The sequence below is a fragment of the Rhizobium sp. Root1212 genome (assembly GCF_001424985.1).
In the GTDB taxonomy this organism is placed as follows: Bacteria; Pseudomonadota; Alphaproteobacteria; order Rhizobiales; family Rhizobiaceae; genus Pararhizobium.
This window is the reverse complement of record NZ_LMDA01000001.1, coordinates 880,123-894,756: the sequence shown is the minus strand read 5'-3', so window position 1 is coordinate 894,756 and position 14,634 is coordinate 880,123. Positions and strand designations below refer to the sequence as shown.

General features: G+C 59.4%; 13 protein-coding genes. 10 read left to right on the top strand and 3 right to left on the bottom strand.

Features of this window, described 5'->3' with window-relative positions; translation table 11 throughout:
• The first annotated feature begins 22 nt into the window (after positions 1-22).
• From ASC86_RS04265 to ASC86_RS04220, 10 genes are all read left to right on the top strand, one after another.
• Positions 23-442 carry a hypothetical protein gene (locus ASC86_RS04265; RefSeq protein WP_056316488.1) on the top strand — a complete coding sequence of 140 codons (420 nt, stop codon included), beginning with the start codon at positions 23-25 and terminating at the stop codon, positions 440-442.
• Positions 443-543: 101 nt separating this feature from the next.
• A complete protein-coding gene (secD, locus tag ASC86_RS04260; protein WP_056316484.1) occupies positions 544-3,072 on the top strand; it encodes a protein translocase subunit SecD in 2,529 nt (842 codons plus the stop codon).
• Between the two features lie 481 nt (positions 3,073-3,553).
• A complete protein-coding gene (locus tag ASC86_RS04255) occupies positions 3,554-3,775 on the top strand; it encodes a hypothetical protein (protein WP_056316480.1) in 222 nt (73 codons plus the stop codon).
• Positions 3,776-3,997: 222 nt separating this feature from the next.
• Positions 3,998-4,459, top strand: coding sequence for an Rrf2 family transcriptional regulator (locus ASC86_RS04250; RefSeq protein WP_056316477.1), 462 nt, complete (start codon positions 3,998-4,000; stop codon positions 4,457-4,459).
• Positions 4,460-4,624: 165 nt separating this feature from the next.
• Entirely contained in the window at positions 4,625-5,635 is a 1,011-nt protein-coding gene (locus ASC86_RS04245) for a KpsF/GutQ family sugar-phosphate isomerase (protein WP_056316473.1), read from the top strand.
• Between the two features lie 58 nt (positions 5,636-5,693).
• Positions 5,694-6,992: a capsular polysaccharide biosynthesis protein gene (locus ASC86_RS04240; protein WP_244477517.1), complete on the top strand. Its 1,299-nt coding sequence runs from the start codon at positions 5,694-5,696 to the stop codon at positions 6,990-6,992.
• 109 nt (positions 6,993-7,101) lie between these two features.
• On the top strand, positions 7,102-7,872 hold the full coding sequence (locus tag ASC86_RS04235) for an ABC transporter permease (RefSeq protein WP_056318239.1): 771 nt from the start codon (positions 7,102-7,104) through the stop codon (positions 7,870-7,872).
• Entirely contained in the window at positions 7,869-8,528 is a 660-nt protein-coding gene (locus ASC86_RS04230) for an ABC transporter ATP-binding protein (protein ID WP_056316469.1), read from the top strand. The genes ASC86_RS04235 and ASC86_RS04230 overlap by 4 nt, the downstream gene beginning before the upstream one ends.
• Positions 8,529-9,851 (top strand): hypothetical protein, encoded by a 1,323-nt coding sequence (locus ASC86_RS04225; RefSeq protein WP_056316465.1) that lies wholly within the window; start codon positions 8,529-8,531, stop codon positions 9,849-9,851.
• A 115-nt stretch (positions 9,852-9,966) separates the two neighbouring features.
• Positions 9,967-10,674: an acyltransferase gene (locus ASC86_RS04220; protein WP_056316462.1), complete on the top strand. Its 708-nt coding sequence runs from the start codon at positions 9,967-9,969 to the stop codon at positions 10,672-10,674.
• Between the two features lie 6 nt (positions 10,675-10,680).
• On the opposite strand, the gene ASC86_RS04215 is transcribed toward ASC86_RS04220, so the two are convergent.
• From ASC86_RS04215 to ASC86_RS04205, 3 genes are all read right to left on the bottom strand, one after another.
• Complete coding sequence (locus ASC86_RS04215; protein ID WP_056318237.1) at positions 10,681-11,991, bottom strand: capsular biosynthesis protein; 1,311 nt, start codon at positions 11,989-11,991, stop codon at positions 10,681-10,683.
• Between the two features lie 4 nt (positions 11,992-11,995).
• A complete protein-coding gene (locus tag ASC86_RS04210; RefSeq protein WP_056316459.1) occupies positions 11,996-13,582 on the bottom strand; it encodes an LTA synthase family protein in 1,587 nt (528 codons plus the stop codon).
• 201 nt (positions 13,583-13,783) lie between these two features.
• Positions 13,784-14,581 (bottom strand): SDR family oxidoreductase, encoded by a 798-nt coding sequence (locus ASC86_RS04205; protein WP_056316456.1) that lies wholly within the window; start codon positions 14,579-14,581, stop codon positions 13,784-13,786.
• Positions 14,582-14,634: the final 53 nt, after the last annotated feature.

Sequence of the window (14,634 nt, the reverse complement as noted above, 5' to 3'; positions counted from 1 at the left end):
GCGCTACAGAAAAGGACGCTCCTTGACGGGCTTCGAAGGCGAGATTTCGGAACGCAGGCAGAAGGGCAGGCTCTTTGCCCTGCTGTGGATTCTGTTTGCCGCCTTCGCGATGCAGTTCGTCGCCTCGGCCCAAATCCTTTCCTCGCGACTCGTCGCCCAGCAGAATTCCGGCAATTTCTCCGCGCCTGACAACAGCGCACCCGAAACGCTGCTGTCGCGCCATATCACCCGGTCTCTTCCCGCCGCCGACCTGCGCTTCACCGCCGATCGCGGCGATTTCAAGGGCACGCCCGGCGGCCCCGATCCGTTCCTTCTGCCGACGCCGGTCAGCCTTGCAGCCGTTATCCATGGCCGTATTGCCGATATCTGCGTCGTCGAAACTGCCGGCTGCGACACCGAAAGCCGGTCCACGCAGGCGCGCGGCCCGCCGCTTGCTGCGTAATTCGGGCTTTTAAGCCCCCGCGGCCTTGCCGTTTTATTCCTATGACAGACAGCATCCTGCATCCCGCTCGCCGGGAGGGCAGGCATTGATGGAAACAAATCATGCGCACTTCGAAATGGGCCGCCTTGGCCTATGTCGCGATTACCCTCTTCGGGATACTCGCGGTGCTCCCCAACGTTCTTTCGCCGGAAACGCGCGAGCGTTATTCCGCTTTCCTGCCGGTGCATCCGGTCACCCTCGGTCTCGACCTGCGCGGTGGTTCGCATCTCGTTCTCGAGGTCGATGCCGCCGGCCTGCGCAGGGCGCGTCTGAATACGCTGCTGGATGACATCCGCGGCGTTCTGCGCGGCGAGCGCGTTCCGGTTTCGTCCGCCCGCATCGCCGGCGATACGATCCAGGTCAAGATCACCGACCCGGCCGATCGCGACAAGGTTCTGCCGAAGATCCAGGAACTGGCCGTTCCGGCTGGCGCGCTCGGCTTCGGCACGGCCAGCGCCGATATCGAGGTCACGACCGCCGACGACACGATCACCATCAAGCAGACGGAAGCCGGTCTCACCGAGCGCATGACGGCTGCCGTCGACCAGAGCCTTGAGATCATCCGTCGCCGTGTCGACCAGGTCGGCGTTGCCGAGCCCCTGATCCAGCGTGTCGGCTCCGATCGCATTCTCGTCCAGCTTCCGGGCCTGCAGGACCCGACCCGCCTGCGCCAACTGCTCGGCTCGACAGCGCAGATGAGTTTCCACATGCTCGACCAGACGGTCGACGTGAACCAGCCGGCCCCGCGCGGCGTCGATATCCTGCCGGGCGCCAACGACGGCAACAAATATCCGGTCGAAAGCCGCATCGCCATTTCCGGCGAGCGTCTGGCCGATGCCAAGGCCGGTTTCAACCAGCAGACCAACGAGCCGATCGTCTCCTTCACCTTCGATGCGCAGGGTGCCCGCCAGTTCGCGGAAATCACCCGTGACAATGTCGGCCGTCCCTTCGCCATCGTCCTCGACGGCAAGGTGCTGACCGCCCCGGTCATCCGCGAGCCGATCGTCGGCGGCCAGGGCCAGATCAGCGGCAACTTCACCGCCCAGGAAGCGACGGTTCTCTCCGCGCTGCTGCGTTCCGGTGCCCTGCCGGCCCCGCTCACCATCATCGAAGAGCGTTCTGTCGGCCCGAATCTCGGTTCCGACTCGATCCGCATGGGCATCTACACCGGTCTTGCCGGCTTCATCGCCGTTTGCGTGATGATGCTGTCGCTCTATACGACCTGGGGCGTGGTCGCGATCCTCGGCCTGATCCTGCACACCATCCTGACGGTCGCGGTTCTGGCCATGCTGGGCTCGACGCTGACCTTGCCCGGTATCGCCGGTATCATTCTGGGTATCGGCATGGCTGTCGATGCCAACATCCTGATCAACGCCCGTATCCGTGAAGAAACGGCGGGCGGTGCCGGCGCGATGAAGGCGCTGGATGTCGGCTTCGGCAAGGCTTTTGCGACCATCGTCGACGGCAACGTCACGACCCTCGTCGGCACGGTGCTCCTGTTCATGTTCGGCACCGGTCCGGTGCGTGGCTTCGCCATCACCATGATGATCGGTATCCTCATCTCGATGTTCACCTCGATCACCGTCGTCCGCGCGATGATGCACGAGCTGGTCATCCGCCAGAAGCTGAAGAAGATCGAGATCCATTCGATCATCGGCAAGGTTCCGAGCATCCCGACCTTCTCCTTCATGCGTGGTCGTTTCGTCGCCATCGGCATGTCGGCCTTCCTGTCGATCAGCTCGGTCATCCTGTTCTTCCATCCGGGCCTCAACTACGGCATCGACTTCGTCGGCGGTATCCAGGTGGAAGCCACCTCCAAGCAGCCGCTCGATCTCGCCGCCATGCGCTCCAAGCTCGAGGAACTGAACATCGGCGAAGTGGCGCTGCAGGACTTCGACCAGGGCAAGGCCGTTCTGGTGCGCGTTCAGCGCCAGGAAGGCGGCGAAGCCCAGCAGACGGTTGCGCTCAATGCGATCAAGACAGCTGTCAGCGAAGTCGTGCCGGACGCGACCTTCGAACGCACCGAAGTCGTCGGCCCGACCATCAGCGCCGAGCTTGCCCGCTCCGGCTTCCTCGCCGTCGGTCTCGCCATGCTGGCGATCCTGATCTACATCTGGTGGCGGTTCGAGTGGCACTTCGCTGTCGGCGCCATCGTGACGCTGCTTCTGGATATCACCAAGATGATCGGCTTCTTCGCGCTGACGGGCATCGACTTCAACTTGACGGCCATCGCCGCGGTGCTGACGCTGATCGGCTACTCCGTCAACGACAAGGTCGTCGTCTACGACCGCATGCGTGAAAACCTGCGCAAGTACAAGACGATGCCGTTCTCCGAACTCATCGACCTGTCGATCAACCAGGTGATCATGCGATGCATCTTCACCTCGGTCGCCATCCTCGCCTCGCTGGTGCCGATGGCGATCTGGGGCGGCGATCCGGTCAAGCCCTTCGCCTGGCCGATGGTTTTCGGGGTCGTCGTCGCGACGACATCGTCGATCTATATCGGCGGCCCGATCCTGCTGTTCCTCAGCCGCTGGTGGAAGGATCGCGAGACGACGCGGGCGCCGGCTGCGGATGCGGCCAAGAGCTGAGCATCCTGCTTTGCGAATCTTGAAAAAGGGCGGTCCGAAAGGGCCGCCCTTTTTTCGTCGCAGATACAGGTTATTGATTCGCGTTATGGCGGGATGATTTTGGATTGTCGTTCCGCAGACGGGTGAATGCAGGAAAAATTATCCGGAATTGCGTCCTTTGATGAGCAATACCGGTACTATTTTCTCCTGTTCAGTGATTTTCATTGACTGGGCGGGTGTGTTCCCGTAATTTGCCCTCATTCCGCTAAGGCAACCGAAGCGGGATTGTCTCAACCGGCCTGCCGAACCTGTGGCGCAGGCCCTGCCGAAGGAGGGTGTCATGTTTACGATCCAGACCGCTTTCCTCGGTGCGCGTTCCTATTGTCGTACAACGAAAGCCCTGAGCAGCCTTCGCCTTCGGCGAATGTGATTCAGCCAAGCCCTTTTCGAAATTGCACGATTTTAATTCAACCCACGCTACGGCGTGGATGGAGCGTTTGTTATGAGCAAGCAGGTTATCGAGTTCGGCGGCGAAGCCGTCGGTGTTCTGGTCCCGGATGCGGGCCGTTATAAATTTGTTGCCGTAAAATATCATGTCTGGGACTTGGACGATCGGCAGTTCCGCTCGGCAGACGAGGCCAAGGCTGCGGTGCGCCAGTTGGTGACCCGCCGCAGCGCTGCCAACGCATATTCCAAGCAGGAAGGCCAGTTCGTCGCTGCCTGATTCTCGCTAAAACGTAGGAGACCGCGCGATTTTTTCCGGCTCGCGCGGCCCTTTCTGCGCGTTATTTCGCGAAAGCTGCGTCTTGACTGTCGCCAGCAGGCTTTTGGTGGCTCTTTTCACTAAATCGGTGTATTGGCATAAGTGTTCTTGTAACATGCCTGTGGATTTGTACCGGTGAGCGGATGACGGCTTTGTCGTTGTCGGCGAAAAGAGTGAACAGCGATGCTGACGAAAAAGGGAAAATACGGATTGAAGGCGCTGGTGGATCTCGCCAGTCTCGATCCGGGCGAAACCGCCTTCATCACGGAAATCGCCACCCGCAACAACATTCCGAAGAAATTTCTCGATACTATTCTGCTCGAGCTTCGCAATGCGGGTATCCTGCGTTCGAAGAAGGGACCGGGCGGCGGCTATTCGCTGTCGCGGCCGGCTTCCGAGATCAGGATCGGCCAGGTCATCCGCACACTCGATGGCCCATTGGCGCCGATCCGCTGCGCCAGCCGCACGGCCTATGAAGTCTGCGACGATTGTAACGATCCCGATACCTGTGAAGTGCGCCGCTCGATGACGACGGTGCGTGATGCGATCGCTGATATTCTCGACACGATGACGCTGGAAGATTTCTGTCGCGGTGGCGCGCTGCCGCTCGACGAAGAGCCGGCGGCAGCGGCGCATGCGGGCTGAAGGCCCCTGAATCAGCGGTTTCACGGTTAAATAACACAGCAATTGTGGCGATCTGCCTTGAAAAAGGCACAGCACATCGGGAAAAGGCGCTCAATCAGCCATTTTGAATTGATGCTGCGCTGCAACTGATATAAGCGCGTCGCAATAAACAAACGGAGCCGGAACATGGGTCTTAGGCAAGTGGATACTTACACGCAGCAGGACAATGCCGTTCTGGAATCGGTCACGCGATCGATCGCGACTACAGTCGAAGGTGTTAATGTCTTTTCCGCCCGTTTCCAGACGGACGCAGCTTTTGCCGGCAGCTTCGTCGATGCTGTTGGGCTGATCGCCGATCGCCGCGGCCGCGTGGTCGTTTCCGGCGTCGGCAAGAGCGGCCATATCGGCCGCAAGATCGCCGCCACAATGGCATCGACCGGTACATCGGCTTATTTCGTTCATCCGACGGAAGCAAGCCACGGCGATCTCGGCATGGTCACCTCCGACGACCTGCTGATCTTGCTCTCCTGGTCGGGCGAGACGGTCGAGCTTGGCCCGATGCTCGCTTATGCCAAACGCTTCAACGTTGCCGTTATTTCCATTACATCGAATGCGGAAAGCTTGCTGGCACGCAACTCCGACGTGGCGATTACCCTGCCCAAGGTGCAGGAGGCTTGCCCGCACGGGCTTGCGCCTACGACCTCAGCGCTGTTGCAGCTTGCCGTCGGCGATGCGCTGGCGATTGCGCTTCTGGAGCGGCACGGTTTCTCCGCCCAGGATTTCAAGACCTATCATCCGGGCGGCAAGCTCGGTGCGCAACTGCTCCATGCCGGTGAGCTTGCCCATGTCGGCGAGGCGATGCCGATCCTGCCGCTGGGCAGTTCGATGGGCGATGCGGTGATCCAGATGTCGGCCAAGGGTTTTGGTGTCGTCGGCATTGCCGACGCCGAGGGCAAGCTCGTCGGCGTCATCACCGATGGCGACTTGCGCCGGCATATGTCGCAGAACCTGCTTCTGGAAACCGTCGATACCGTCATGTCGCATCATCCACGTGTCATCAAGGGCAGCCTGCTGGCCAGTGCTGCCATGGAAATGATGCAGTCGCAGAAGGTAACAGTACTGTTCATCGTCGATGAAGAGGGTCTTGCCTGCGGCATTCTTCATATCCACGATCTCCTGCGGGCAGGGGTCGTCTAAGAACGGCTGCTCGGGCGCAGGCTTTGCCTGTGCTGAAAGCGGCCGCAAGAGAGCTGCATTGGACGTCAGTCAGCCTATCGTTGTGGAAAGCGCCGCCAATCCACGGCGGACCCCGACTTTTGCCTTGCATTTCCACGGGTGGAAACGGCCGATCCTGGAACGCTGCTTTCCCCACCGTCAGTTTCATTATGTGCCGCTCTACATTTCTGCCGAGGCCTTTCGAGACGAATGGGCGCCGCGGATTCTGGCGGAAGATGAGCCGGAAATCTTCGTCTGGAGCGTTCGGGCACCGGAGGGGCTCCGGGAATTCGCCCACCGGCACGGCATTCGCCTGTTTTTCATGGAGGACGGCTTCGTCCGCTCGCTGGTGCCGAATGCCAGCCGAACGCCGCCGCTTTCACTCGCACTCGACAGCGGCACCGTCTATTTCGACAGCCGTTTTCCGTCGGATCTCGAGCTGTTGCTGTCGACCTATGATTTTGACGGTCATCCGGAGCTGCTTGCCCGCGCCGAAAAGGGCATCCGTTTCCTGTTGGAAACCGGCGTCAGCAAATACAATTCTTTCAACGATACGGATGTCGCCACCCTCTACGGGCCGAAGGATCGTAAGCGCGTCCTCGTGATCGGCCAGGTGGAGGATGATGCGTCCATTCTCTATGGCTGCGACCGGCCTTTCACCAACAACGATCTCGTGCGTCTGGCTGCACAGGAAAATCCTGGCGCGCAGATCATCTACAAGCCGCATCCCGATATCCTGAACCGCATCCGGCTTGCCCAGTCGAATCCGGCCGATGTGGCTAGTCTCTGCGATATCATCGACCGGCCACTGTCGATGTCCCGCGCCTTCGAGACGGTGGACCATGTCTATACTATCACCTCGCTTGCCGGCTTCGAAGCGCTCATGCGCGGGCTGAAGGTGACGGTTTGCGGCTCACCCTTCTACGCCGGCTGGAGCCTGACGGACGACCGGCAGCCGAACACCCGCCGCGGCAGAAAGCTTAGCCTGCAGGCGCTGTTTGCTGGTGCCTATCTGCTTTATCCACGTTATTTCGACCCTGTCAGCGGCGTCGAGGTTTCTTTCGAAGCGACAGTTGCGCTGATCGAGCGCCATCTCGCCGATCCTCCTCCGCAGCCGCCCAAAGGCAAGCCAGTCGGGCCTGCCTGGAAACCATGGGGCGCCTATGGCGTCCTCGGCTGGCGTCATCTTCTAACGCCTGTCGTGGCCGAGGTGGTCAAACGAATTGGCAACGACCGCGATGCGGAAGTATTCCGTGAAAACCCGATCGAGTTCTTTCGCGAACTCGCCGCACCAAAACAGCGCAGCATAGGCCGGTTGCTTTATCCGTTCGACGAGTGACCGTCCTGCATTTAAGGGTCTGTAACTTGAAAAGCGCCCGGAATTGGATCACAGCTAAAGGCTTGCAGCCCTATGCTTGCTGCTGCCGCAAACGAAGCAAAGGATTGTCGTGAACGTCTTCGTGACACATATCCGTGTGGTGTGCGCACTGCTTGTCCGCGAGATGGAAGCGCGTTTCGGCAGCAAGCCGGGTGGCTATGTCTGGGCGCTGCTCGACCCCGCGGCCCATGTGGCGCTGATGACCCTGCTTTTCCAGGCGATCACGCACACGCCGGCGCTGGGCACCAGCTTTCCGCTGTTCTTTGCGACCGGCTATATCGGCTTTCAATTCTATCAGGCGATGACCAGCTATCTCAACGGATCGGTGAAAGCCAATCGTTCGCTGCTCAGCTATCCCAATGTCGCACCGATCGACACCATTACTGCACGATCTCTGCTGCAACTGATGACGACGGTGCTGGTTGCCTGCATTGTCCTCGGCGTTATCATCGCATCTCTACGCACGCCACCTTCATTGCATTGGCCGGCCATCCTTGAGGCCGTGTTGGTCGCCAGTATCCTCGGTATAGGCACCGGCATGATCAACAATGTCATGTTCGTAAAATATCCGCTTTACGAACAGCTGTTCACGATCATCAATCGCCCGCTTTTCCTGCTGTCCGGCGTTTTTTTCCTGCCGGATTCGCTGCCGTTGCCCTATCGTGATATCGTTTTGCTCAATCCGCTCATTCACGTCACGATGCTTTTCAGGACGGGTTTCTACGAAGGTTATCGCGCGATCGGCCTGGATACGGCCTATCTACATAGCTTCGCATTTTTGACATTGTTTACGGGCATGGTTTTGTTTACTTTTTCTTCCTCCCTCTTGAGAAACGAATGATACGGCTCGATCAGGCGACAAAGTTTGCGCGCACCAAGGGCATCAAGAAGCCGATCATCAATGATGCGTCGCTGACCCTCCAACGGGGCAAGAGTATCGGTTTGCTGGGCCGCAACGGTGCCGGTAAATCGACTTTGCTGCGCCTGATCGCCGGAACGATCCGTCTCGATAGCGGCCGTATCATCCGCGAAGGCAAGGTTTCCTGGCCGCTCGGCTTCCAGGGAAGTTTCCAGGGAAGCATGACCGGCGAACAGAATGTGCGCTTCGTTGCGCGTATTTACGGTGTCGATACCAGCACCCTCGTTGACTATGTCGCGGATTTTGCGGAACTCGGCGCTTTTTTTCGGGCGCCGGTGAATACCTATTCTTCAGGCATGAAAGCGCGTCTTGCCTTTGGCTTGAGCATGGGGGTGAATTTCGACTATTATCTCGTCGATGAGATTACTGCGGTCGGAGACACAAACTTCAAGAAGAAATGCCAAGCCGTCTTCAATACAAGATTGCAGGAATCTGACGTAATCATGGTTTCCCACAGCACCGGTACGATCCGCGAATATTGTGACAGCGGCATTGTTTTGGAAAATGGTAAATTAATCTATTACGATGATGTTGAAGAAGCGATCAAAGCGCACGACAACAATATGAAGGAACGCTAAATGGCGGTCATTAAGAACATCGGTCGGTCTGCCGACGCAGCGGATGCCACAAAGAACGGCGCCGGTTCCAAGCCGAAGAGCGTCGACCTTCTCGAAGGACTGCTGACGTCGGATGATCGCATCGTCAAACCGCTGGAAACCGGCCGCAACAAGCTGAAGGTCGTGCCGCCTGCGCCGGTTAAGAAACCCAAGTGGTTTGCAAAGCTGGCGAAACTAAAGACGCGCCACATGGTGATCGTCAGCAGTTTTGTGGCTTTGGTGGCCGTGCCGTCCGTGTTGGCGAGCCTCTATCTTATGTTCGTCGCCGCCGACCAGTACAGTAGTTCCTCGTCCTTTGCCGTCCGCAGCATCGAATCGTCCGGTGGTGGCGATATTCTTGGCCTCTTCACTCAGGCTTCTTCCGGAAACACCACGTCCGACAGCTATATTCTCATCGACTATGTGAGAAGTGCCAAGCTTCTGATGGATGTCGACCAAAAGTTTGATCTCGACAAGATCTATGCGGCGCGTGGATTGGATTATTTCTACGGCCTGTCGTCGCGCCAGCCTATCGAAGACAAGTTGGATTACTGGCGCAACGTGGTGCGCATTAATTTTGACCATGCATCCGGCATTATGCAACTTGATGTGCGAGCTTTCGATCCCCAACAGGCCAAGGAAATCGCGACGTTCATCCTGCAAAAAAGCGACGAGCTGGTTAACAATCTTTCGGCTGCCGCACGCGAAGGCGTGCTCAAAGCCACGCGCGAAGAAATGGAGTTTGCTGAACAGCGGCTTGCGAAGGCTCGGGCTGCGGTTCGCGAATATCGCGACGTCTCGCAAGAGCTCGATCCGGTCGAAGGCGCAAAATTGGCGCTGCAGATTATTGGTGGACTGGAAGCCGAGCTGGTAAAGTTGAATTCCGACCTCGCCACTGCCAAGACCCAGATGGGGAATGATACGCCGCGCGTCCGCGTGCTGAAGACGCGCATTGCCAGCCTCGAAGACCAGCTCAACACCGAGCGGCAACGGCTTGGCAGCGGCTCCGATAAGAGCGTGGCAGGCTCGTCCGATGTTGCTGGCCGCATCCAGCAATATGAAGGGCTCGAAACGGAGCGCGAATTCGCCGAGCGCGCTTATGCCGCCTCGCTTGCAAGCCTTGAAAAGGCGCGTCTGGACGCCGGCAACAAGCAGCGTTATCTTGCCGTCTTCATCGAGCCGACGCTGGCGCAGCTTGCCCAGTATCCCACGCGTTTCCTGAACATGTTCCTGGTTACGCTCGGACTGTTGTTTGCGTGGGCCGTATTCGTCATGGGATATTACAATATCCGCGACCGTAACTAAGGTTATTTGTGATGCATTGCGGCCGCCATTGGCGGCCCAAGTGTATCCAACGGTTGCGTTTGAGGCCATTTGCATGCACAGGAGGCCGGTTCGCGCGGCGTCCATGAGTGCAGATATGAATTTCTTCGAAAGAACCAGACAGTTTTTCCGCCGGCTGCCGCGTCTGCATTTCCTGCGCCCTTTCGCTGTTTGTCTCGATTGGGGTACGGAGACGAGCGTTTCCGCGCCCGGCAGGATGATCGCGACGCTGCGTATCCGTGGAACCGGGAATTCCGTATCGATCGATCCCTCCTCGTCCTTCACGGGGCATATCACCGTGCAGGGTCACAACAACCGGATCATCATCGGCAAGAATTGCGAGCTTGCCGGCGAGATCATGGTGAAGGGCAAGAACCAGACCGTCACCATCGGCGATGAAACGACCTTCGTTTCCGTTTATTTGCTCTGCATGGAAAACAAGGACATCAGCATCGGCAGACACTGCATGTTCTCTCGTGACATCGAAATCCGCACCAGTGACGCGCATGCGCTGATCGACCGCAAGAACGGTGTGCGGCTGAACCCCGCCGCGCCGGTCATGGTCGGCGATCATGTCTGGGTCGGAATGCGGGCCATTCTCAACAAGGGTACCGTCATCGCCGATGACAGTGTGGTCGGAGCCCAGTCCTTCGTGAATTCCGCCTTTGACGAAGGCAATGTCGTCATCGCGGGAACGCCGGCAAAGATCATCCGTAGCGGCGTCACCTGGGACCGCGGGCGGAAGCCGCGGTATTCCCGCAAGGAACTGGACAGTTGGAAAATGCCGCCGGATATTGGTGGCTGACGCGTATCAGCGTTCAGAAGGACAGGAACGGCGCTTTTCGGGCCGCACGCGCGGCGGCGAGGCGAGATAGGCATCGGGTTCGTTGACACGTCGTGCGTCGAGCCGGGCGGCGATTTCTTCTGCACCGGCATCCGTGCCCGCTTGGGAGTAGAAATTACCCCTGGTTTGAATGGCCTTTGCCGCCAACCGGAAGAAGGCCGCCCGCACCGGTTCGTCCGGTCCTTGCGGGTTTTTCCAGAACTCGTCGAGCGGTGCCTGATCGGTCAATCCGGCGATGTCGAAGATGGCCGCGCCCAGAACCTTGACCGGAACGCCCTTTTGCGCGGCGCTCAGCCCGGCGGTCGAATTGACCGTGACGACACCGCGGCTTGCCGTCAGCAGGGTGTCCAGATTGCCTCCATCGAGAAAAATAACCCGGCCTGAAAGGCCCAGCCCGCTGCTTGATGTTTCGATAAAACGTCGCCAGTTGATCAGGCCATTGTCGAGCGGATGGATTTTCACGACAAGTTGCGTCTCGGCCGGTGCGTGGCGCGCAAACGAGCGCAGGATTTCCTCGATCGCTTCCCGCTGATCGTTATAGGGGGAGTGGGCGCGCAACTGATAATCGGTCTGCAGTTGCAGGGGATAGACGAAGAAGGGGCGTTTCTGCGCCATCAATGCCTTCACGGTGGCATCTGCCACCTCCTTCCGCCGCTTTCCGCCCGAGAGCCGGACCAGCCAGCCGGCATATTCCGCCAGCGGGTGAAACAGGGCATGGCGCCGGTAATGCGGATAGAGAAACCAGAGGAAGACATTCGGTAGATTGTAGAGAAGATCGTAGGTCGCCTCCGCCACGAACGTCTGGCTGTAGCGGCGCTTCCAGTCGGGCTCCGGCAGGGAGGCTGCAGCGGCGAGAATATGGTCGGCCGATGCCGGAAAGCGGGAATTCGACGACATGCCGTCCCGCTCCAGCGTCAGCCAGTCGGGGCGCAGATAGCCCATTTCCACAACGAACACATCGATGCCGCGCGCTTTAGCCCGCTCGACGGCGATCTGGTGATAGGGACGCTCTTCTCCGAGGAGAATGAGGTCGGTGACGCCATGCGTTTCAAGAAAACGGGCGAGATAATCGCGCCAATGCTCTCCGCCGCGCCCGCGATAGGCGTGGCCGTTGGCCCGGCGCCAGAAAATCTGGTCACCGGCATTCAGATTGATGCGGAGACAGCGATGGCCTCGCTGTTCCAGCCTGTCCGCGATCTTGGCGAAGATCGGCGAGGAGGGGCCTTGCAGAAACAGGAACACACGCGCCGCGTTCTGCCTTGTAACGTCTCCGGACATGTCTTCAGAACCCGGCATGCTGAAGCAATGCCTTCAGAAGGTTCCAGGGGGCTTCCTCGACTGCGGCTGCAGGCCTTTCGTGGCCGGTCCGGGCCTGAGCCAGCGGCACGATGAAATAATCCGTGCGGGGATCGGGAAACGGGTCGGCAAAGGATTTGAGCAGCGGCGCGTGGTCACCGTAGAAAACCAGCCAGACGGGACGGTCGAGCGTTTCGAGATGGTCGACAAACTCACCGAGCGCCTTGTCGGACTGCTTGAGGATGTCGAGATAGATGTCCACCGGGTCAGTCAGGTCACCGGCCCGGCCGGGCTCCCAGGGGCCGTGATTGGCCATGGACGCCACGAAGATGAAATTGCCGGCGCTGTGGGGTTCTTCGTCGACCGCATTGATAACCTTCTGGCTGAGCGTCGCATCCGAGACATAGGTGCCGTCGCGTGCGGGGTCGTGATCGAAGCTGTCGAGCATCGTCATCTTCTCGAAGCCGAGCTGCGGCATCGCCTTGTGGCGCAGGAAGAACGTGCGGTCATAAGGATGGATGAAATGCGTCTTCCACCCGGCGTTCTTGAGTTTGGTCGGCCAGACGATGTCGGTGTAGTGGCTCGCCCGCAGATAGGGGTAGCTGGCATCGACATGCAGGTCGTCCGGCACAAGGCCGCTCAGGACGGCAAATTCCGTGCGCAGCGTATAGCCGCCTTCGAACACGGTGGAGAGGCGGCCCCACTGGACCGCAATCTTCTGCAGCCGGTCGATGGTTGGCAGGGTAAAGTCTTCGACACCGCAATGGCGCATGTCGATGAAGGATTCCGATTGCCAGACGATGACCAGCGGTGCCTTGTTCTGCTCGTCATCATGTCCGATGAGATCCTGCACGACGGCTAGAAAGCGTTCGGAAAGCTCCGCGACGATCTTCTCACGCCGCCGGCCGAGCCAGATGATGAAGTGCAGCACGACCGAAACGAAGGTTCCGAAGCGGATGGTGCTGATCTTGGCGTTCGGTTTGCCGACCAGCCACTGCACGGCGCTGGAGACCGGGCGGTTGACCGGCCCGTAAAACAAAAGCAGCCAGGGAAGATCGGCAACGAGAAGCCCGACAGCGATCCAGAACAGCCGGTTTTTTGCCGGAAGCAGGGTCGGCTCGAAATACATATAAAGCGCCGAAGCCCCGAACACGTAAAGGAACGCGACCAGCCAGAAGACGATATTCAGCGAATTGGCGTAGAAGATCGACTTGTATTTGAAGACGTCGGCCACAAGAGCGATATCGGAAAACACCAGCGGTTCGCGGATGAACTGGAACTTGGCGCGCGATATGCCGGTGAAGATGACGAAGAAGCTGATCGTGCCGGCCGCCGCATAGAGCGGGCGCCAGGAGATCGCGAAAAAGCCGGCAAAGACCAGCGCAATGACCGGCAGCCGGGCCATGAGATCGGCAAAGGCGCGCCTGCGGCTATAGGGCGGCGTGTGGCGGCGGCGTTGACGGGTCGGCAGGGCATATTTGTCGGTGGCAAGAACGACCGCGCAGGAAAGCAGATAGCAGAAAACAGTCAGCGCAAGCGGATGATCATGCAGATGCAGCGATGTCGTCAGCAAGCGATGTCCTCGAAGTCGTCCTGTCGCAGAAAGACCGCGCGATAGTCTTAGTTGCGTCAGCCGAGATGTAAAGCAATCGGCGGCAGAAACAAGCCGGAACGGGCGTTTCTCCCGGTCTTCTGTATTAGAGCTTTTCCAGCAAAAGTGCGCCAAGAGAAAGAGTTGGCGCGTTTCGCAATTCGACGAAAAGCGAAAAAAGCTCTAACGCCGGCTGATCTTGCCGATCGCCCGGTCGAACCACCAGTTGAGCGCAGGCTTGACCAGCGAGCCGAAACGCCCGAGGCCGAAGAGCGTCAGCCCGAAGAAGACCTCGAACTCGCCACGGTCGATGGCCTTGACGATCCGCGCGGCCACCGCTTCGGCAGGCCACGGCGAAACACGGCCCATGACGACTGCGGCCTCCAAGGGCCGTTCGGCCAGCTCGCGGGCAAATTGCGGTGTTTGCGTATCCGGCGGAAAGCAGACCGAAACCGAGATACCATGCGGACGGGCTTCGGAACGGAGCGCTTCGGCAAAGCCGTGCAGCGCGAATTTCGAGGCGCTGTAGGCTGCATAGCCGTAAATGCCGATGAGGCCGGCGCCGGAGGACACGAACATGATGCGGCCGGAGCGCCGTGCCTTCATCGCGCCGTAGACGGCGCGGGCGGCATTGGCGCTGCCGGTGAGATTGGTGTCGATCTGCCGGTCGAAGACTTCCGCTGAGAGAGCGTCGAACAGTCCGGGCTGGACGATGCCGGCGGAGGTGACGAGGATGTCGCACGCACCGGCCTGGGCTTCGCATCTGCCGATTGCATCGACGACAGCCGCGGCATCTGCGACGTCAACGCTTTCTGTGTGGATGGTGGCATCGGGGTGGCTTGCCAGCAAGGCGTCGCGGGCGGATTGCAAAAGGGCAGGGGTGCGCGCCAGCAGCGATACCCTGTCGCCGCGCCCCGCGAAAATACGGGCGACGGCAAGCCCGATGCCGCTGGAACCTCCGGTGATGATCACATGCGCCATGAGGGGTATCCGGGCGAAGCGGTGAGGGAATGGTGCGACAAGCTTTGAATGTG